This is a genomic window from Novosphingobium sp. ST904, from assembly GCF_001298105.1.
Classification (GTDB): domain Bacteria; phylum Pseudomonadota; class Alphaproteobacteria; order Sphingomonadales; family Sphingomonadaceae; genus Novosphingobium.
Genome location: NZ_LGJH01000161.1, coordinates 131,792 through 149,374, shown reverse-complemented (window position 1 = coordinate 149,374; position 17,583 = coordinate 131,792). Strand labels below are relative to the sequence as shown.

Sequence of the window (17,583 nt, the reverse complement as noted above, 5' to 3'; positions counted from 1 at the left end):
GAACATGACGTTTTTGATCGATACCGGTACGCTTTCCCTCGGTATCTCACTTGACGGATGCCCCTGCGCGCAACAAGGGTTCGAGCCATGAGCGACATCGAAACCGCGACTTCCGGCCTCACCACCGAAACATCTGCCGCGCCCGCGCCGGGCGCCAGCGGAAAGCCTGTCAAAAAGGACGCCAAGAAGGATGCCAAGAAGGACGAGGGCTTCTTCTCCTTCCTCCTCTGGCTGGTTCTCGGCGTGGTGGTGCTGCGCAGCTTCATCATCTCGCCCTTCAACATCCCCAGCGAGTCGATGCTGCCGCGCCTGCTGAACGGGGACTACCTGTTCGCGTCCAAGTGGTCCTACGGCTATTCGAAGTATTCGCTGCCCTTCAGCCTGCCGCTGATCCCGGGCCGCATCCTCGCCAGCCAGCCCGATCGCGGCGACGTGGTGATCTTCAAGGCGCCTCCCGGCAACGACGTCGACTACATCAAGCGCGTGATCGGCCTGCCCGGCGACGAAGTGCAGGTGAAGGGTGGACAGGTCTGGCTCAACGGCAAGGCCGTGCCGCGCGTCAAGCAGCCCGATTTCGTGCTGCCGGTCACCGCCAACACCCATTGCTACGCGCCGGAGTTCGAGGGCAAGGACGCCGCGGGCGACCCGGTCTGCAACTATCCGCAGTTCCGCGAGACGCTGCCCGGCGGCAAGAGCTACAACGTGCTCGACCTCGGCCAGACCCCGCAGGACGACACCGGCGTCTATATCGTGCCCGAAGGCCACATGTTCCTGATGGGCGACAACCGCGACAACTCGCTCGACAGTCGCTTCCCGGCGATCGAGGGCCAGGGCATCGGCATCGTCCCGCAGGACAACCTGGTGGGCAAGGCCGCCGTCATGATGTTCTCCACCAACGGCGGAGCCGAATGGCTCAAGCCCTGGACTTGGTTCACCGCCGCGCGCTGGAGCCGGATCGGGAGCGTGATCTGAGTGCTTGACCAAAAGGACCGCGAGTTCCTCGCCGGCGTCTCGGGCGGCAAGCCCGCCGACGAGGCACTCTGGCTAGCCGCCCTCACTCACGGCAGCACCGGCGAGAAGCGCAATTACGAACGACTGGAATTCCTCGGCGACCGGGTTCTCGGACTCTCGGTCGCCGAATGGCTTTTCGAAAACAGCGAGGAAGCGGAAGGCCGCCTCTCGCAGCGCCTCAACGCGCTCGTCAGCCGCCAGACCTGCGCGCAGGTCGCCCGTCAGATCGGCCTCGGCCCGCACATGCGGCTGGGCAAGCAAGCCCGCGACGATGGCGGCCTCGACAGCGACAATATCCTGGGCGACGTGATGGAGGCGCTGATCGGCGCCTGTTTCACCGAGCGGGGCTTCGAAGCCGCGCGCGATATGGTAAGGGCTCTCTGGGCCGAACCGATGCAGGGCAAGACGGGCAAGCGCAAGCATCCCAAGTCCGCCCTGCAGGAATGGGCGGCGGGCAATCGCCGCCGCACCCCCGAATACAAGCTGGTCGAGCGTTCAGGCCCCGACCATGCCTCGCAGTTCACCGTCGAGGTGGCAGTACATAATGTCGGCGCAGCGCGTGCCACGGCCAATTCCAAGCAGGATGCCGAAACCCGCGCCGCCGAGGAATTCATGAGGAAATTCGCATGACCCAGCATTGCGGTCTCGTTGCCGTCATCGGCGCCCCCAACGCGGGCAAGTCCACGCTCGTCAATGCGCTCGTCGGGCAGAAAGTGGCGATCGTCTCGGCCAAGGCCCAGACCACCCGCGCCCGCCTGATGGGCATTGCCCTGCTCGATGAAACCCAGATCATCCTGGCCGACACGCCCGGCATCTTCGAGCCGCGCCGCAGGCTCGACCGCGCGATGGTCGCCGCCGCCTGGGAAGGCGCGCAGGAAGCGGACGCCGTGCTGCTGGTGGTCGATCCCATCAAGAAGCGCCGCCATGAACTTGAGCCCCTGCTCGAAGCCCTGGCCGCGCGCCCGGAACGCAAGATCCTGGTCATCAACAAGGTCGATGCCGGCGCCAAGGAACCGCTTCTCGTGCTGGCCCAGGAACTGACCGGCAAGGTCGAGTTCGACGAAGTGTTCTTCGTCTCGGCGCTCTCGGGCGACGGCGTGCCCGAACTCAAGACCCATCTTGCCGGGCTGATGCCCGAAGGCCCCTGGCACTATCCCGAAGACCAGGTGTCCGACGCCAGCGAACGCCTGCTCGCCTGCGAGATCACGCGCGAGCAGCTCTATCGCCAGCTTCACGAGGAGCTGCCCTACGACGCCGCCGTGCGCCCCGAAGGCTACGAGCAGCGCAAGGACGGCTCGGTGGAGATCCGCCAGCAGATCGTCGTCACCCGCGACAACCAGCGCGCCATCGTGCTGGGCAAGGGCGGTTCCAAGATCAAGTCCATCGGCGAGGCCGCCCGCAAGGAACTGGCCGAAGTGCTGGGCCAGAAGGTCCACCTCTTCCTGCACGTCAAGGTCGAGGAAAACTGGGCCGACGCCCGCGACATCTACGAAGAGATCGGGCTGGACTGGGTCAAGTAATGACGCGAATCACGTCGACGGCGATCACGGCCGCCGTCCTGCTGCTGGGCGGCTGCGCCACCCCCTACATGAAGGCCCGCGCGGCCGAGAACGACCAGGTCGCCGCCGTCGAGGAAAGCCTTGCCGGTCAGCGCTATGTCGCGATCGGCTCGTCGTTTGCCGCCGGCCCGATGCTGCCCCCCGCCAAGCCCGGCGCGCCGGTGCGCTGCGGGCAGAGCATGAACAATTACCCGACCCTGCTGGCCGAACGCTTCGGCATGGTCCTGACCGACCGTTCCTGCTCGGGCGCAACGACCAACAACGTGCTGGGTCCATGGGGCGACATTCCGCCGCAGATCAACTCCGTCACACCGCAGACGCGGCTGGTGACGGTGACCATCGGCGGCAACGATCTCAACTACATCGGCAACCTTTTCACCGCGACCTGCCTCTACCGCGCCAGCCAGTTGCCGCCCGGCAGCAAGCGCGCCGCCTGCGGCACGGTGAAAGTGCCCACCGAAGTCGAATATGCGCGCGACGAGATGCAGATGATGGAGATCGCGCGCCGCATCCGCACGGTGGCCCCGCGCGCGCGGCTGGTCTTCGTGCAGTACCTCAATCCGCTGCCGCAGCCCGGCTCGCTCTGCGCCGCCACGCCGATCAGCGAGGAACACGCCGCGATAGTCCGCCGCATCGGCCTGCGCCTGTCCGAGATCACCGGCCGCGTGGCACAGGCCTACGGCGCCATCGTCGTCGAGATGAACCAGTCTTCGGCCGCGCATACGCCCTGCGATGCGGTGCCGTGGATGATCGGCTCGCCCGAGGGTTATGATGGCAGGCAGGGCCTGCAATGGCACCTCAATTTCGCCGGAATGCAGGCGACCGCCAACGACATCGGCTGGTGGCTGACCCGCAGCGGCGTGAAGCAGACGAAGCCGACGGTAACCGTCCAGCCGCAGTCCGTACCGCAAGGTGTACCCACGATCGTCGTGCCGCCCGCCGTTCCCGGCACCGCGCCCACACCGAAACCGTCCCCCACGCCCACCGCGACGCCGACAGCCTCGACCGCCACTGGCAAGCCCAGTCGGCGCTAGGCCCTTTCCGCCAGCCTCCACCGCGCGAGGCTGGCGATGGCCGCGATGGCCGCCAGTCCGGCGGCCATCAGCATCGGCGCCGGCCCCTGTCCCGCGCCGAGCGAGAGCATCCGCCCCGATCACGCCGCGCCGAGCGTCTGCCCGAACAGGCGCCCGGTAGCGAGCAACCCGCCCGCCGCCGCCGAGCGCTCGCGCGGGGCATTGCCCACGATCATGCGCGCGTTGGGCGAGAAGAACAGACTGAAACCGAACGCGGCCACGACCAGCCGCCAGGCAATTGCGAAAGCGCCGGCATGGTCGGGCAGGAAGCCGAGCAGCACCAGCCCGGTCACCGCGATGGTCATTCCCACCAGCCCCATGATCGACGGCGAGACATGGTCCGACAGCCACCCCGCAAGGGGCGCGACGACCAGCATCGTCAGGGGAAACGGCAGGACCAGCAGCCCGACCTGCTCGGCGCTGTAACCCATGCCCTGCTCCAGCCGGAACGGCAGCGCCACGATCAGCGCCGCCGAACCGATGAAGGCGCGACGGCGGCGATGGTGGACAGCCCGATGGCGGGACGGGCCATGAGGTCCACCGGAAACACCGGGCTCGCTTTCCCGCGCTCCCGGCGGGCCAGCAGCAGGGCCGAGCCGATGCCTGCCAGCGCCGCCGCAATGCCCGGTTCCACCATGCCGCCATGCGCCGCCAGTTCCACCCCGCCGATCAGCAATACGAAGCTACCCGCACTCCACAGGCCCGATACCCAGTCGAACGGCGTGTCTCCGCGTTCGGGATCGGGCAGGAAGCGCCCGATCACCAGCGAGATCAGGGCGAACGGCACCGCCGCCACGAAGACCCAGCGCCAGTCGGCATGGGCGACGATGAAGCCGCCCAGCACCGGCGCCAGCGCGTTAGACGAAGCGACGATCACCGAATTGATGCCCAGCCCGCTGCCGAGCCGCGCCTTGGGGTAGATCTGCCGGATCAGCGCGGTACCGACGCTCATCGCCATGCCCGCACCGAGCGCCTGCCCGGCGCGGATCGCCAGCAGCATCGGCAGCGAGTTGGCGAGGAATGCCAGCGCGGAGGCTGCCATGAAGATTACTTGCCCCGTCTGGTAGACCCGCCGCAGCCCCAGCCGCTCGCCAAGATTGGCGAAAGGCAGCAGGGCCATGACCATGACGAGCTGGTAGACCGTCACCACGTTGACGACGACGCCCTGCTCCACCGACAGTTCGCGGGCGATCGTCGGCAGGGCAACATTGGCAATGGTCCCGTCGAGCACGAACAGGGCCGTGCCGAAGGAGATCGCCACGATCGCCCACAACCTGCGCGGCATCGGCAGGCCGGAATCGTGGTCATCAACGGCAGCCGGTTCGAGCGCCGCCTCTTCGTCTCGCATACGCAGCATGGCACCCCAACGCCCGAGTTCGGGATCGGTCGCAAGCTGCCCGGTGTAAGAATTTGTCGCAAGCCATACGAAAGTCCGTCCCCGTCACGCGGTAGTCGCCGGACTGCAATCTTGGCGCGCCATGAAGCCCCCGCCCTTGTCACCCGCCCGGCTTCCTCCAACGGCGATGGGGGCTGAAAGGGTCGCGCAATGATCGCAATCGGACGAGCGGCGGCAAGGCGCCTTGCCGCACACCCCGGCTTCACGGCCGGGCGGCGGCTCGGTATCGCCTCGCCCCTGCTCTATCTCGCGGCCGGTTTCGTGCTGAGGCTTGCGATGTTCGGCAAGCCGGCATTCCAGTCGGACGAACAGTTCTACCTGCTTGTCGGCCAGCGCATGGCCGCAGGCGCCCTGCCTTACGTCGATATCTGGGACCGCAAGCCTTACGGCCTGTTCCTCCTGTATCGCAGCCTGATCGCGCTGCCTGGCGATCCGGTGTTGGCGTATCAGCTTGCCGGGCTGCTGTTTTCGGTCCTGACGGCGCTGGCGATCGAGCGCATGGCCCGCCGGATCGCACCCCCGCGCGGCGCGCAGGCGGCGGGGCTGGCTTACCTGATCTACCAGCCGGTGTTCAACGTGGCGCTGGGGCAATCGCCGGTGTTCTACAACCTGCCTGTCGCCCTCGCCGCAATGCTGGCGATCGGTGCATTCGCGCGCAGGCAGGACGCCGCACTCGGCAGGCGCGCCTCGGCGTCATGCTGCTGCTCGGCCTTGCCATGCAGATCAAGTACAGCGTCGTCTTCGAGGGGGTCGGGCTCGGGCTCATGCTGCTGTCACGGGGGATCCGCGATGGCTGGAGCCTGCCGCGCCTCGGCGCGACGGCGCTGCTCTGGGCCGGAGCCGCCCTCGCCCCGACGCTTGCGGTCTGGGCAGGCTATGCCCACACCGGGCATGGCGAGGCTTTCGTGCAGGCCAATTTCCTCTCGATCTTCGGCCGGATCACCGACCAGAAGGACGCCTTCGCCCAGCTTGGCAAGGAGGCGCTGGCGCTGATCCCCTTCGCGCTGGCCATCATTCTGGCGCCGCGCCGCTTGTCGCCCCTGCCCGCCTCTCATCCGGCTATCCTGACCGGCATCCGCATCTGGGCGCTCAGCGCCGTGCTGGGGTTTCTCGCGTTCGGGACGTGGTACGATCATTATCTCGGCCCGTGCTCGTGCCGCTCTGCGTCCTGGCCGCCCCTGCGCTGGCACGCAGCGCCCCGGGCGAGCGATGGTACGGACGGTTGCTGCTCGGCTTCGGCCTGCTCGGCGCCGTCATCGTCCCTGCGCTGCAAGTCCGCGAGCGCGGAACCTCGGCCGAGTTCGCCGCCGCCAGCGCGGCCGTATCCCGCGAATTGCACGGCCGCTGCCTCTACGTCTACGAAGGCGACAGTGCGCTCTATCGCACCACCCGCGCCTGCATCCCGACACGCTTCGCCTATCCCAGCCATCTCAACGCGATGAACGAGGCCGGAGCGCTCGGCGTCGATCCGGTGGCGGAAGTCTCCCGCGTGCTCGCCTTGCGTCCCGGCGTGATCGTGGTCGCGGAATCGAGCCGCCCCAACCAGCCCAATTTCAGAACGCGGGCGTTGATACGAAACGCCCTCGCGCGCTCCTACGAGCGCTACGAGGGCGTGGTAATCGGTACGCGGAAATTCGGTCTCTACCGCCTCAGGCGGTGAACCTCAGCGCGCCTTGGCGACGGCGATGCCGTGCTGGCGCGCGGCATCCTTGGTCGATTCCTCGGTGCGGTTGAGGGCCTTGGCGATTTCCTTCAGGCCCTTGCCCTTTCCGGCGAGAACCTGGAGCTTCTGCAGTTCCTCCGGCTTCCAGGGCTGCTTGTGCTTGGCGATCTTGTCGCTCATTCGGCGGCTTCCTTCTTGGCCTTGGCCGGAGCCTTGGCAGCTGTCTTTTTGGCGGCAGGCTTCTTTGCAGCAGGCTTCTTCGCGGCGGCGGGCTTTTCTCCGTCGTCCTTCGCGGCAGCCTTCTTAGCCGGAGCCTTCTTGGCCGGAGCCTTCTTGGCAGCGGCCTTCTTCGGCGCCGCCTTCTTCTTGCCCTTGGCCGGCCCCTTGGCGGCCTTTTCATCGATCAGCACGATCGCCTGCTCGGCGGTCAGATCTTCCGGCTTCTGGTCACGCGGCAGGGTCGCGTTGGTGGTGCCGTCGGTGACGTAGGGACCGTAACGGCCCGCCAGCACCTTGATCTCGCCGCCCGAAGTCGGGTGAGCGCCCAGCACCTTGATCGGCTCGGCCGCGGCACGCGAACCGCGCGCACCGGCGCCCGCCGCCGCTTCGGCAAGCTTGGTGACGGCCATGTTCATGCCCGTTTCGAACACTTCGGCGGTCGAACGCAGGCGGGCATACTTGCCGTTATGCGCCAGATAGGGACCGTAGCGGCCGATGCTGGCGGTGATGTCGTTGCCGGTTTCCGGATGCGGGCCGATGGTACGCGGCAAGCTGAGCAGCTTGATCCCCCACTCCAGCGTCAATTCGTCGATGTCCTTGGGGATCGACGCACGCTTGGCTTCCTTGCCCTCGCCCAGCTGGATGTAAGGTCCGAACCGGCCGGTGCGGCGGACGATCTCGAGCCCGGTCTCGGGGTCCTGGCCCAGCACCTCGTCGTCGCCGCCCTCGGCACTGCCGCCGGGCTGCGCGAACTTGCGCGTGAACTTGCACTCCGGATAGTTCGAGCAGGCGACGAAGGCACCATAACGCCCGCCGCGCAGCGACAGGCGGCCTTCGCCGCACTTGGGGCAAAGGCGCGGATCGGTGCCGTCGGCCTTCGGCGGGAAGAGGTAATCGGACAGGAATTCGTCAAGCGCCTCAGTCACTTCCGAGGGCTTCTTCTCCATGACCTCATCCGACTTCGGCTTGAAGTCACGCCAGAAGGCTTCGAGCAGCGCCTTCCATTCCTGACGGCCGCCGGAGACGTTGTCGAGTTCGTCCTCCATGCCCGCCGTGAAGTCATAGGCGACATAGCGCTGGAAGAAGCGTTCGAGGAACGATGTGAGGAGTCGGCCCGATTCCTCTGCAAAGAAACGGTTTTTCTCGGTGCGGACGTAGTTGCGGTCCTTGATGACCTGGATCGTCGCCGCATAAGTCGAAGGACGGCCGATGCCCAGTTCTTCCAGACGCTTGACCAGGCTCGCTTCCGAGAAGCGCGGCGGCGGCTGGGTGAAGTGCTGTTCGGCGGTGACGTCCTTCTTGGCGGGCATGTCGCCCGACTTCATGAACGGCAGCAGGCCGCCGTCCTCATCGTCGGACTTGTTGTCCTGCCCTTCCTCGTAGACCGCGAGGAAGCCCGGGAACTTCACGACCTGGCCCGAAGCGCGCAGCTCGTGCTGGCCGGTGCCGTCGCGCAAGGTAACGGTGGTCCTCTCCAGCGCGGCCGAAGCCATCTGGCTGGCCATGGCGCGCTTGAAGATCAGGTCGTAAAGGCGCGCCTCATCGCCCGAGCCGAAGCGGTCGCGGGTGAACTCGGTAGGGCGGATGGCCTCGTGCGCTTCCTGCGCGTTCTTGGCCTTGGTCTGGTAGATGCGCGGCTGCTCGGGCAGGTAGTGCCCCGAGAAACGGTCCGTGATCGCGGCGCGTGCGGCGGAGATCGCGCTCGGGTCCATCTGCACGCCGTCGGTACGCATGTAGGTGATGGCGCCCGCCTCGTAGAGCGTCTGCGCCACGCGCATCGTCTGGCTGGCCGAGAAGCCGAGCTTGCGTGCCGCCTCCTGCTGCAGCGTCGAAGTGGTGAACGGCGGCTGCGGATTGCGCTTGTGCGGCTTGGTCTCGACCGACTCGACCTTGAAGGCGCCGCTTTCGACGGCGGCCTGGGCCCGCATCGCGGTGCCTTCCTCGCCGATGCTCAGCCGGTCGAGCTTCTTGCCCTCGAACGCCACGAGCTTGGCGGTGAAGTCCGTGCCGTCATGCGCCATCTGCGCCGCGACCGACCAGTACTCCTGCGGCTTGAACGCCTCGATCTCGCGTTCGCGATCGACGATCAGGCGCAGCGCCACCGACTGCACGCGCCGGCCGACTTGGCGCCCGGCAGCTTGCGCCAGAGCACCGGCGACAGCGTGAAGCCGAACAGATAGTCCAGCGCGCGGCGGGCGAGGTAGGCATCGATCAGGTCCTGGTCCAGCTCGCGCGGCTGGGTCATCGCCTTGGTGACGGTTTCCTTGGTGATGGCGTTGAAAGTGACGCGCTGCACGTCCTTGGGCAGCACCCGGCGCTTGGCCAGCAGCTCGCGCACGTGCCACGAAATCGCCTCGCCCTCGCGATCAGGGTCAGTCGCCAGGATCAGGCGATCGGCCCCCTTGGCGGCATCGGCGATCGCCTTCACCTGCTTCTGCTTGTCGCCGTAGAGCTCCCAGTCCATCTCGAAACCCTCGTCCGGACGGACGGAGCCGTCCTTGGGCGGAAGGTCGCGGACATGGCCGTAGCTGGCGAGAACCTTGTAGTCCTTGCCGAGGTACTTCTCGATGGTCTTCGCCTTGGCCGGCGATTCTACGATGACTAGCTGCATACTTTTAGACTCTGTGTGCCCCTAAGCGCCAATGCGCCCTTACGCGTGCGCATATACGTGTACGCATAGGGTGGGAAGCGATTGAGGGCTTCGTCAAGCGCCGAGATACGGCGCCCGACATTCCGCCCGGTTCAGGCGAAAAGCGATTCCAGATCGTCGCGGCGCTCGCCCAGCAGGCGGAAGGCTGCCGCCACGACGGCCCAGTTGCCTACCGTGAACACGGTAACCATCAGGTTGAGCAGCACTGTCTCGACCCAGCCCGGCGTCGCTCCAGAAAATCCGAGCGAGAAGCCGATGCCCACCAGAATGACCAGCGAAGGCACCGCCAGGACCAGATAGACGAGCATCAGCGGAAGCCAGTTTTCCCGTGTCGCATCCCAGCTCGACGACAGCGATTCCGAAGCCCGCTGCCCTTCGGTCACCACATAGGCCGGCGCCAGCACCCACCGCACGGCAACGAACAATCCCGGCAGCACGAGGAAAACCAGACCGACGATGATACCCAGCCCCGCCAGCATACTGGCGCCGAGCATCGATCCGAACCGCCGCCGCTCCGAACGCACGGAAAGCACTTGCTCAAGGAAGATATACTGGACGAAAACGCTCGAAATGATGCCGCTGAAGTTGCCGAGCTTGTCGGAAACGAGGTCCATCACGGCAAACCCCGCCGTCATTGCCGCCACCAGCGGGATGATCAGTGCCTTATGCTCCCGCAGGATGGCGAAGGCCTCTCCCGTGATGTCTCCAAAGGTGATCTTCATTCGCGCGTGCTCCCCCATTCCTGATCCGCAGCCCAATAGCATCAACGCGTTACCGATACTGCTTCGCGGCGCAATAGCCGTGACGCGATACTGCCGCCGCCGCGACAGCGCTTTTGCATAATCAGGGCCACTGGCAGGCTTTTCGCAAGTTTGCCATACCGGCGCCATGCAGAATACCGACACCATGGCACAGACGGAACTGGATCACGGCATCGCCCTGTTCACGCAAGGCCGCAAGACCGAAGGCCTGACGATCATCCAGCGCCTTGCCGTCGGAGGGCTGGCACGCGCGATATACACGCTGGGGATCATGCGCTGGGGCGGCGATATCGAGCAGGATCCCGTCGATGCCCGGCGCCTCTTCGAACTTGCCTCCCTGCGCGGCGATGCGGATGCCCATGTTTTCGCGACCAATCTCCTGGCGAACGGCGTGGCCGGGCGCAGGGACTGGCAGGCCGCCCTTGCCCGGCTCCGGCTCGAGGCAACGAAGATCGCGCCCCGCCGCAAGGCACTGGACCTGATCGGCTCCATGAAGCTCGACGCGGAGGGTAACCCGGTTGGGCAAGCCATAGCGGAACAGGCGAGCTCCGCCCCGTTCGTGCAGGTATTCCGGAAGCTCTTCACACGGGAAGAATGTGATTACGTCAGCGCCCTGGCGTCCAGCAGCTTCCAGCCCTCCATGGTCTACAATCGGCAACGCGAGCTGGTGCGGGACCCGATCCGCTCTTCCGATGGCTCGGTCCTGCACTGGCTGCTCGAAGACCCTGCGATCCATGCCCTGAACCGCCGCATCGCCGCGCTTGCCGGGCTCCCTCCAGAGAACGGCGAAGCGGCGCAAGTGCTGCGCTACCGCGATGGCCAGCAATACCGACCGCATTACGATTTCGTGCAAGCCTCCCCCAACCAGCGCGTCACCACCGTGCTGGTCTGGCTGAACGACGCCTATGAAGGCGGAGAGACCGCCTTCCTCAAGACCGGCCTGCAATTGAAAGGCCGTGTCGGCGACGCCGTGCTGTTCCGCAATGCGCTGCCGGACCGCAGCCTCGATACCCTCACCGAACATGCCGGCCTCCCCGTCACCCGGGGCACGAAGCTGCTCTACAACCGCTGGATTCGCGAAAACCGCTGGGCGCCCTGAGCGACCGCGCCCTTTACCCGAGGCTGACCCTTCCGTCAGCATGGCGCAGCAGGCGGCCGCCGATCTCGAGTTCCAGCAAGGCCAGCTGGACCGAAGCCGCGCCGGCGCCCGATTGCCGGATCAGTTCGTCCACCGTCACCGGAGCGGTTGTCAGAAGGTTCTCGATATCCCCGTCCAGATCGGCCGGCGGGGCGCCGAGATCCACGTCGGAAACGGCATGCCATGCTGCCGAGACTTCGCGGAAGCTGCTGCGCGGCAAGCCGTCGAAGCCCGACAACAGCTCGATCACATCCTCCACCGACTGCACGAGCATCGCGCCGTCACGGATGAGCTGGTTGCAGCCATGGGAACGCGGATCGAGCGGCGATCCGGGAACGGCCATGACTTCCCGGCCCATCTCGCCCGCCAGCCTTGCGGTGATGAGCGAACCGGATTTCGGCGCGGCCTCCACCACCAGCGTTCCGGCAGCAAGCCCGGCGATGATGCGGTTGCGGGTCGGGAAATGGCGGGCCAGCGGTTCGGTTCCGGGCGGCTGCTCAGCCAGCAGCACGCCTTCGCGGGCGACCCGTTCCTGCAAGGCGGCATGTTGCGGGGGATAGGCGATGTCGATGCCGCTGGCGATCACGCCCACCGTTCCGCCCGGCGCCCCCGACGCGAGAGAACCCTCGTGCGCCGCGCCGTCTATTCCACGCGCCAGTCCGGAGACGACCGTGAAACCGGCCTCCGCCAGTCCATGCGCGAAATCCCGCGCGATGCGCACGGCACCTGCCGAAGCGTTGCGCGCGCCCACCACCGCGATGCACGGGCGTGACAGCATGGCACTGTCGCCGCGAAGGGTGAGGATAGGCGGCGCGCCTTCGGAATGGGTGAGCAGCGCCGGATAGTCGGGCGAATCGTGAAACAGGTACCGCGCGCCGGCCTTGCGGACTTGCGCGATCTCGGCGTGGACGGCGCGCTCCGGAGCGGCCTGGTAAGCTTGCCCGCCCTCCCCGCGAGCCCCGGCAACGCCTCTATCGCCGCCCGGGCGCCGCCGAAGCGGCCCATCAACTGCATGTAAGTGACCGGGCCGACATTGGGGGAACGCAGCAGCCGGATGCGCGCGAAGGCTTCCTCCTGCGAAAGCGTTTGCCCTTGCTCCCCCCGAGCCTGCCCCCCGGCCTCGCTCACGGCTTCTTGCCGCTCCCGATCTTCGGCTCGGTGCCCGCGCGAAGCCGGGCGATATTCTCACGGTGTTGGAACAGCACCACCGCCGCGATCACCGCGAGCACGGCAGAAGCCTCTCCATGCCCCAGCGCGAGCGCGGCGATGGGCGCGACCACCGCTGCCGTCATGCCCGCCACCGAGGAGATGCGCACGGTCAGCAGCAGGCCGATCCATGTCAGGGCATAGGCCAGCCCCACCGGCCAGGCGAGCCCGAAGGCGATGCCTGCCGTGGTCGCCACGCCCTTGCCGCCCCGGAAACGCAGCCAGACCGGGAAGCAGTGTCCGATAAAGGCGCCGAGCGCCGCAAGCCAGGTCCATTCCGGCAGGAAATGCGCCGCGATCAGCACGGCGGCGAGGCCTTTCAGCAGGTCGAGCAGGAGAGTGGCGGCGGCAAGCCCCTTGCGCCCCGTGCGCAGCACTTGGTGGCGCCGATATTCCCGGAGCCGATCGAGCGTAGATCGCCGGCGCGCGATGCGAGTGATGAGCAGGCCGAAGGGCACCGAACCGAGAGCGTAACCCAAGACGAGGGCGAGAATCCATTCCATGCGCGTCTCTTAGCGACTTGCGCGGAAATGGCGAAGGGACTTGCAGCAATGAACATTGCTCTTTGGGCCGTTCCGCGATTAACAGGGTGCAAGGTCCAGGAAAAAACGATGTCTTCCGAACATACCAGTGCGTCGCGCTCCGCGCCGCCTTCCCGCAATGGCTGACGCCGGGCCCCCACCCGGCGCGCCGATCCTGCTGTTCGATTCGGGCGTGGGCGGGCTCACCGTGCTCGGCGAGCTGCGCAAGATCCTGCCTCAGGCGCCCGTGATCTACGCCGCCGACATGGCCGGCCTTCCCTACGGCACCAAGACCGAGGCGCAGATCACCGCGCGGGTTGCCGGGCTGCTGGGCCGCATGACCGAGCGGTTCGCGCCGCGCCTCGTCTGCATCGCCTGCAACACCGCCTCGACGATCGCTCTCGGCATGGTGCGCGAGGTTCTCGAAGTGCCCATCGTCGGCACGGTTCCGGCGATCAAGCCCGCCGCCGCCATGACGCGGACCGGCGTGATCGGCCTGCTGGGAACGAAGGCCACCGTGCGGCAGGCCTATGTGGACCGGCTCGAGGAAGAGTTCGCCGCCGACAAGCAATTGCTGCGCTACGGCGGCCCCGGCCTGGTCGAAGCGGCCGAAGCGAAGCTGCGCGGCGAGCCGGTTGACCGCACCGCCATCCTGCGCGCCGCGGAAGCCCTTCGCGCCATGCCCGGCGGCGCCGATATCGACACGCTCGTCCTGGCCTGCACGCATTTTCCCCTGCTGGAAGAGGAACTCGCCGAAGCCTTCGGGCCGCAGGTGCGCTTCGTTCATGGCGCGGAAGGAATCGCCCGGCAGATCGAGCGTCTCACGCAAGGCCAGGAATACGCTCGCCAGGAACCCGACCGCGCGCTATTCACCGGGCCAGGGGAATTTCCCGGAGCGTACGGCGAAGCGCTGGCACGCTACGGTCTGCTGGGGGGCGGAAGGTTTTGACGCCGCGATTGAATCTGTTTCTGCTCGTCGTGCTTCTGCTCGTCGGGGTGCCGCTTTACTGGTTCCAGTTCGATGCCAGCGCACCCGGCGCCAAGCCGCTGCCGCTGACCATCGGGAAACTGCGCCAGTTGGCCGATGAGATCCCCGGAGACGGCCCGACCCATCTGCACGAGGAACTGATCGGCTATCGCTCGGTCCTTCACAACCAGATCGCCGCCGGTGGCGGCCTGCGGCCGATCCGCCTTTCGGTTCGCGCCTTCGAACTGACGGTGCCGGATTCCGGGCCTATCATGATCGACGCGGGCACCACGCCCGCAGGGGCCGAGGAACGCCACCTCCAGGACTATGACACCGCCGCCCAGGCCCGGATCGACCGGCATGTGGAAGCGGCCGGCCTCCGGCTCGTCCTGCTCGACCACCTGCTCCACCGCGGCAACCGCGCGCTGGTATCGCCCGGCGCCCGCCCCTTGCCCGACTTTTCCGACGGCGAGCCGCACGCCGTGGCGCACGGCGTGGTGGCCATCCCGCTCAAGGGGCTGCCGAACCGCGCGATGATGGTCTACGCCCGCCTCGAAAACGGGCGCGAGTACCTGTTCACCGGAGACGTCGCCACGATCAACGAGAACTGGGTGGACGCCCGGCCGCCTGCGCGCACCTTCTCCACCGTCGGCGACGTGGACGAACGGGTGCGGATCGTGTCCTGGCTCAAGACCATAAACGCGCTCAAGCATGCCGCTCCCGCGATGTTCATCGTTCCCGGCCACGATCCCGGCCCGGTCCCCGGCGCGCTCAGAGGTTTCACGAAAGATCGATCACGGTGAGCAGGACAAGCGACTGGTCATGTCCGGAACGATCATGTATTTGCCCGCATCAACGGGTAAAAGCCCTTTCAAGGCGAACGCAGGATAGAGCCTAGGTGAACTACGAACACATCTTCGATCAGGCAATCGAGCGGCTCCATTCGGAAGGTCGCTACCGTGTCTTCATCGACATCCTGCGCAACAAGGGCGCTTACCCGAACGCACGATGCTTCGCCGGCCACAACGGCCCGAAGCCCATCACCGTCTGGTGCTCGAACGACTATCTTGCGATGGGCCAGCACCCCAAGGTGATCGAGGCCATGGAAGAAGCGCTGCACGATGTCGGCGCCGGCTCCGGCGGCACGCGCAACATCGGCGGCAATACCCACTATCACATTGAACTCGAAAGCGAACTTGCCGACCTGCACGGCAAGGAAGGCGCGCTGCTGTTCACGTCGGGCTATGTCTCGAACGATGCGACGCTCTCCACGCTTGCCAAGCTCCTGCCGGGCTGCGTGATCTTCTCGGACGAGCTCAACCACGCCTCGATGATCGCCGGCATCCGCAATTCGGGCTGCGAAAAGCGGGTCTGGCGCCACAACGACCTCGAACACCTCGAGGAACTGCTGGCCGCCACCGATCCCGCGCTGCCCAAGCTGGTCGCCTTCGAGTCGGTCTATTCGATGGACGGAGACGTCGCGCCGATCCACGCGATCTGCGACCTCGCCGAAAAGTACAACGCCCTCACCTACATCGACGAAGTCCACGCGGTGGGCATGTACGGCCCGCGCGGCGGCGGTATCACCGATCGTGACGAGGCGGCCCACCGCATCGACATCATCGAAGGTACGCTGGGCAAGGCTTTCGGCGTGATGGGCGGCTATATCGCCGCCGACCAGAAGATCATCGACTGCATCCGTTCCTATGCGCCGGGCTTCATCTTCACCACCTCGCTTTCGCCGGTGCTGGTGGCAGGCGTGCTCGCCTCGGTGAAACACCTCAAGAGCTCCAGCGCCGAGCGTGAGGGTCAGCAGCGCTCGGCCTCCATGATGAAGCAGATGTTCCGCGACGCGGGCCTGCCGGTCATGGACTCCACGACCCACATCGTGCCCCTGATGGTCGGCGATCCGGTGAAGGCCAAGAAGATCAGCGACATCCTGCTCGCCGAATACGGCGCCTATGTGCAGCCGATCAATTTCCCGACCGTGCCGCGCGGCACCGAACGCCTGCGCTTCACGCCCGGCCCGGCCCATACCGAAGAGATGATGCGGAACCTCACCGAGGCTCTCGTGGAGATCTGGGAACGCATGGAAATGCGCCTCGCCGCCTGAACGGCGCCGCGCGCTTTCGCGGTTGCAATATTTTCTTTCGAAATGGGCTCCCCGTTAACGCGGCGGGGCCCTTTTCATTTTCCCGCGCGACCCCACGTTCGCCCGGTCGCTCCCGCGCGCCCTTCTCCCGGCGCCCTCCCCCCCGCGACGACGTGACCAGAAGGACTTTCATGGCCAAGCTGTTCGAGCCGATCACCATCGGCAACCTCACTCTCGACAACCGCATCGTCATCGCCCCGATGTGCCAGTATTCCGCCGAGGACGGCCGGATGACCGACTGGCACACGATCCATCTCGGCAACCTCGCCCAGTCCGGCGCCGGCATCCTCACGATCGAGGCCACCGCCGTCAGCCCCGAGGGCCGCATCTCCTATGCCGATGTCGGCCTGTGGGACGATGCCACCGAGGAGGCGATGGGCACGGTCCTCGCAAGCGTGCGTCGCTGGTCCGACATGCCGATCGCTATCCAGCTTGCCCATGCCGGTCGCAAGGCCAGCACCGCCAAGCCCTGGGACGGCGGCGCCCAGATCGCTCCTGACGCCGAAAACGGCTGGCAGACGGTATCAGCCTCCGACCTTCCCTTCCTCGGCCATGAGAACCCGCCCGAGCGCTCGACAAGGCCGGTCTCGACCGCATCCGCGAAGCCTTCGCCGATGCCGCCCGCCGTGCCGACCGGCTCGGCATCGATGCGATCCAGATCCACGGCGCCCACGGCTACCTGCTCCACCAGTTCCTCTCGCCGCTCTCGAACAGGCGCGAGGACGAATATGGCGGCAGCCTGGAGAACCGCATGCGCTTCCCGCTGGAGGTCTACGACGCCGTGCGCGCCGCATTCCCTGCCGACAAGCCGGTGACGATGCGCGTCTCCGGTACCGACTGGGTGGAAGGCGGCTGGGACGTCGAACAGAGCATCGCTTTCGCCAAGGCGCTGGAGGCACGCGGCTGCGCGGCCTATCACGTCTCCAGCGGCGGCCTCGACGCCTGACAGAAGATCCCCGTCGGCCCGAACTACCAGGTTCCGCTCGCGCGCAAGGTCAGGGAAGCGGTCTCGATGCCGGTGATCGCCGTGGGGCTCATCACCGAGCCCGAGCAGGCCGAGGCCATCGTCGCCACCGGGGAGGCGGACATGATCGGCCTTGCCCGCACCGTGCTCTACGATCCCCGCTGGCCCTGGCACGCAGCCGCCGCGCTCGGCGCGAAGGTCAAGGCGGCGCCGCAGTTCCTGCGCAGCCAGCCGCGTGTCTACGAGGACCTGTTCGTCCAGGCCTGAGCCTGCGGGCGGACAAGAAAAAAGGCCGCCGAACGT

The 17,583-nt window shown here is 66.7% G+C and carries 15 protein-coding genes and 3 pseudogenes; 11 read left to right on the top strand and 7 right to left on the bottom strand.

Translation table 11 applies throughout. The annotated features are described in order from the left end of the window. Positions 1-87 precede the first annotated feature (87 nt). Genes lepB through ADT71_RS23735 form a run of 4 tightly spaced genes read left to right on the top strand, consistent with a single transcriptional unit; the run spans position 88 to position 3,604 of the window. Positions 88-972 carry a signal peptidase I gene (lepB, locus tag ADT71_RS23750; RefSeq protein WP_082370523.1) on the top strand — a complete coding sequence of 295 codons (885 nt, stop codon included), beginning with the start codon at positions 88-90 and terminating at the stop codon, positions 970-972. Further along, positions 973-1,641, top strand: coding sequence for a ribonuclease III (rnc, locus tag ADT71_RS23745; protein ID WP_054440863.1), 669 nt, complete (start codon positions 973-975; stop codon positions 1,639-1,641). Then, positions 1,638-2,531 carry a GTPase Era gene (era, locus tag ADT71_RS23740; RefSeq protein WP_054440861.1) on the top strand — a complete coding sequence of 298 codons (894 nt, stop codon included), beginning with the start codon at positions 1,638-1,640 and terminating at the stop codon, positions 2,529-2,531. Before rnc ends, era begins: the two co-directional genes overlap by 4 nt. Then, on the top strand, positions 2,531-3,604 hold the full coding sequence (locus ADT71_RS23735; RefSeq protein ID WP_054440859.1) for an SGNH/GDSL hydrolase family protein: 1,074 nt from the start codon (positions 2,531-2,533) through the stop codon (positions 3,602-3,604). The genes era and ADT71_RS23735 overlap by 1 nt, the downstream gene beginning before the upstream one ends. Positions 3,605-3,723: 119 nt before the next feature. On the opposite strand, the gene ADT71_RS35990 is transcribed toward ADT71_RS23735, so the two are convergent. Together ADT71_RS35990 and ADT71_RS35985 are read right to left on the bottom strand one after the other, a co-directional pair. Continuing rightward, positions 3,724-4,104 carry an MFS transporter gene (locus ADT71_RS35990; RefSeq protein WP_369818330.1) on the bottom strand — a complete coding sequence of 127 codons (381 nt, stop codon included), beginning with the start codon at positions 4,102-4,104 and terminating at the stop codon, positions 3,724-3,726. 2 nt (positions 4,105-4,106) lie between these two features. Next, on the bottom strand, positions 4,107-5,000 hold the full coding sequence (locus ADT71_RS35985) for an MFS transporter (protein WP_369818329.1): 894 nt from the start codon (positions 4,998-5,000) through the stop codon (positions 4,107-4,109). Between the two features lie 189 nt (positions 5,001-5,189). Between ADT71_RS35985 and ADT71_RS34420 the strand changes: the two genes are divergently transcribed. Together ADT71_RS34420 and ADT71_RS34415 are read left to right on the top strand one after the other, a co-directional pair. Then, positions 5,190-6,032 (top strand): glycosyltransferase family 39 protein, encoded by an 843-nt coding sequence (locus tag ADT71_RS34420; protein ID WP_054440857.1) that lies wholly within the window; start codon positions 5,190-5,192, stop codon positions 6,030-6,032. Between the two features lie 160 nt (positions 6,033-6,192). Next, positions 6,193-6,699, top strand: a complete 507-nt coding sequence (locus ADT71_RS34415; protein WP_231636151.1) for a hypothetical protein — start codon at positions 6,193-6,195, stop codon at positions 6,697-6,699. A 3-nt stretch (positions 6,700-6,702) separates the two neighbouring features. On the opposite strand, the gene ADT71_RS23715 is transcribed toward ADT71_RS34415, so the two are convergent. The 3 genes and pseudogenes from ADT71_RS23715 to ADT71_RS23705 form a co-directional block, all read right to left on the bottom strand. Further along, entirely contained in the window at positions 6,703-6,882 is a 180-nt protein-coding gene (locus ADT71_RS23715) for a hypothetical protein (RefSeq protein ID WP_054440854.1), read from the bottom strand. Then, positions 6,879-9,532 (bottom strand): annotated as a pseudogene (topA, locus tag ADT71_RS23710) (type I DNA topoisomerase). The gene ADT71_RS23715 and the pseudogene topA overlap by 4 nt, the downstream one beginning before the upstream one ends. Positions 9,533-9,663: 131 nt before the next feature. Continuing rightward, entirely contained in the window at positions 9,664-10,479 is an 816-nt protein-coding gene (locus ADT71_RS23705; RefSeq protein ID WP_231636150.1) for a hypothetical protein, read from the bottom strand. Here ADT71_RS23705 and ADT71_RS23700 point away from each other — a divergent pair. Next, positions 10,478-11,431: a 2OG-Fe(II) oxygenase gene (locus tag ADT71_RS23700; protein ID WP_197283112.1), complete on the top strand. Its 954-nt coding sequence runs from the start codon at positions 10,478-10,480 to the stop codon at positions 11,429-11,431. The genes ADT71_RS23705 and ADT71_RS23700 overlap by 2 nt on opposite strands. 13 nt (positions 11,432-11,444) lie before the next feature. Here the strand turns inward: ADT71_RS23700 and dprA are convergent. Together dprA and ADT71_RS23690 are read right to left on the bottom strand one after the other, a co-directional pair. Further along, a pseudogene (gene dprA, locus ADT71_RS23695) lies at positions 11,445-12,598 on the bottom strand (DNA-processing protein DprA). Further along, positions 12,595-13,179, bottom strand: coding sequence for a glycerol-3-phosphate acyltransferase (locus tag ADT71_RS23690; RefSeq protein ID WP_082370522.1), 585 nt, complete (start codon positions 13,177-13,179; stop codon positions 12,595-12,597). The pseudogene dprA and the gene ADT71_RS23690 overlap by 4 nt, the downstream one beginning before the upstream one ends. A 157-nt stretch (positions 13,180-13,336) precedes the next feature. On the opposite strand from ADT71_RS23690, the gene murI reads away from it, so the two are divergent. The 4 genes and pseudogenes from murI to ADT71_RS23670 all read left to right on the top strand — a co-directional run bounded on the left by murI (position 13,337) and on the right by ADT71_RS23670 (position 17,547). Then, the gene (gene murI, locus ADT71_RS23685) at positions 13,337-14,146 is read left to right on the top strand and encodes a glutamate racemase (RefSeq protein ID WP_054440849.1); all 810 of its coding nucleotides are present in this window, start codon (positions 13,337-13,339) and stop codon (positions 14,144-14,146) included. Between the two features lie 8 nt (positions 14,147-14,154). Beyond that, positions 14,155-14,967 carry a hypothetical protein gene (locus ADT71_RS23680; RefSeq protein ID WP_231636149.1) on the top strand — a complete coding sequence of 271 codons (813 nt, stop codon included), beginning with the start codon at positions 14,155-14,157 and terminating at the stop codon, positions 14,965-14,967. A gap of 95 nt (positions 14,968-15,062) precedes the next feature. Then, entirely contained in the window at positions 15,063-16,277 is a 1,215-nt protein-coding gene (gene hemA, locus ADT71_RS23675) for a 5-aminolevulinate synthase (protein ID WP_054440846.1), read from the top strand. Between the two features lie 170 nt (positions 16,278-16,447). Beyond that, a pseudogene (locus ADT71_RS23670) lies at positions 16,448-17,547 on the top strand (NADH:flavin oxidoreductase/NADH oxidase). Positions 17,548-17,583 lie beyond the last annotated feature (36 nt).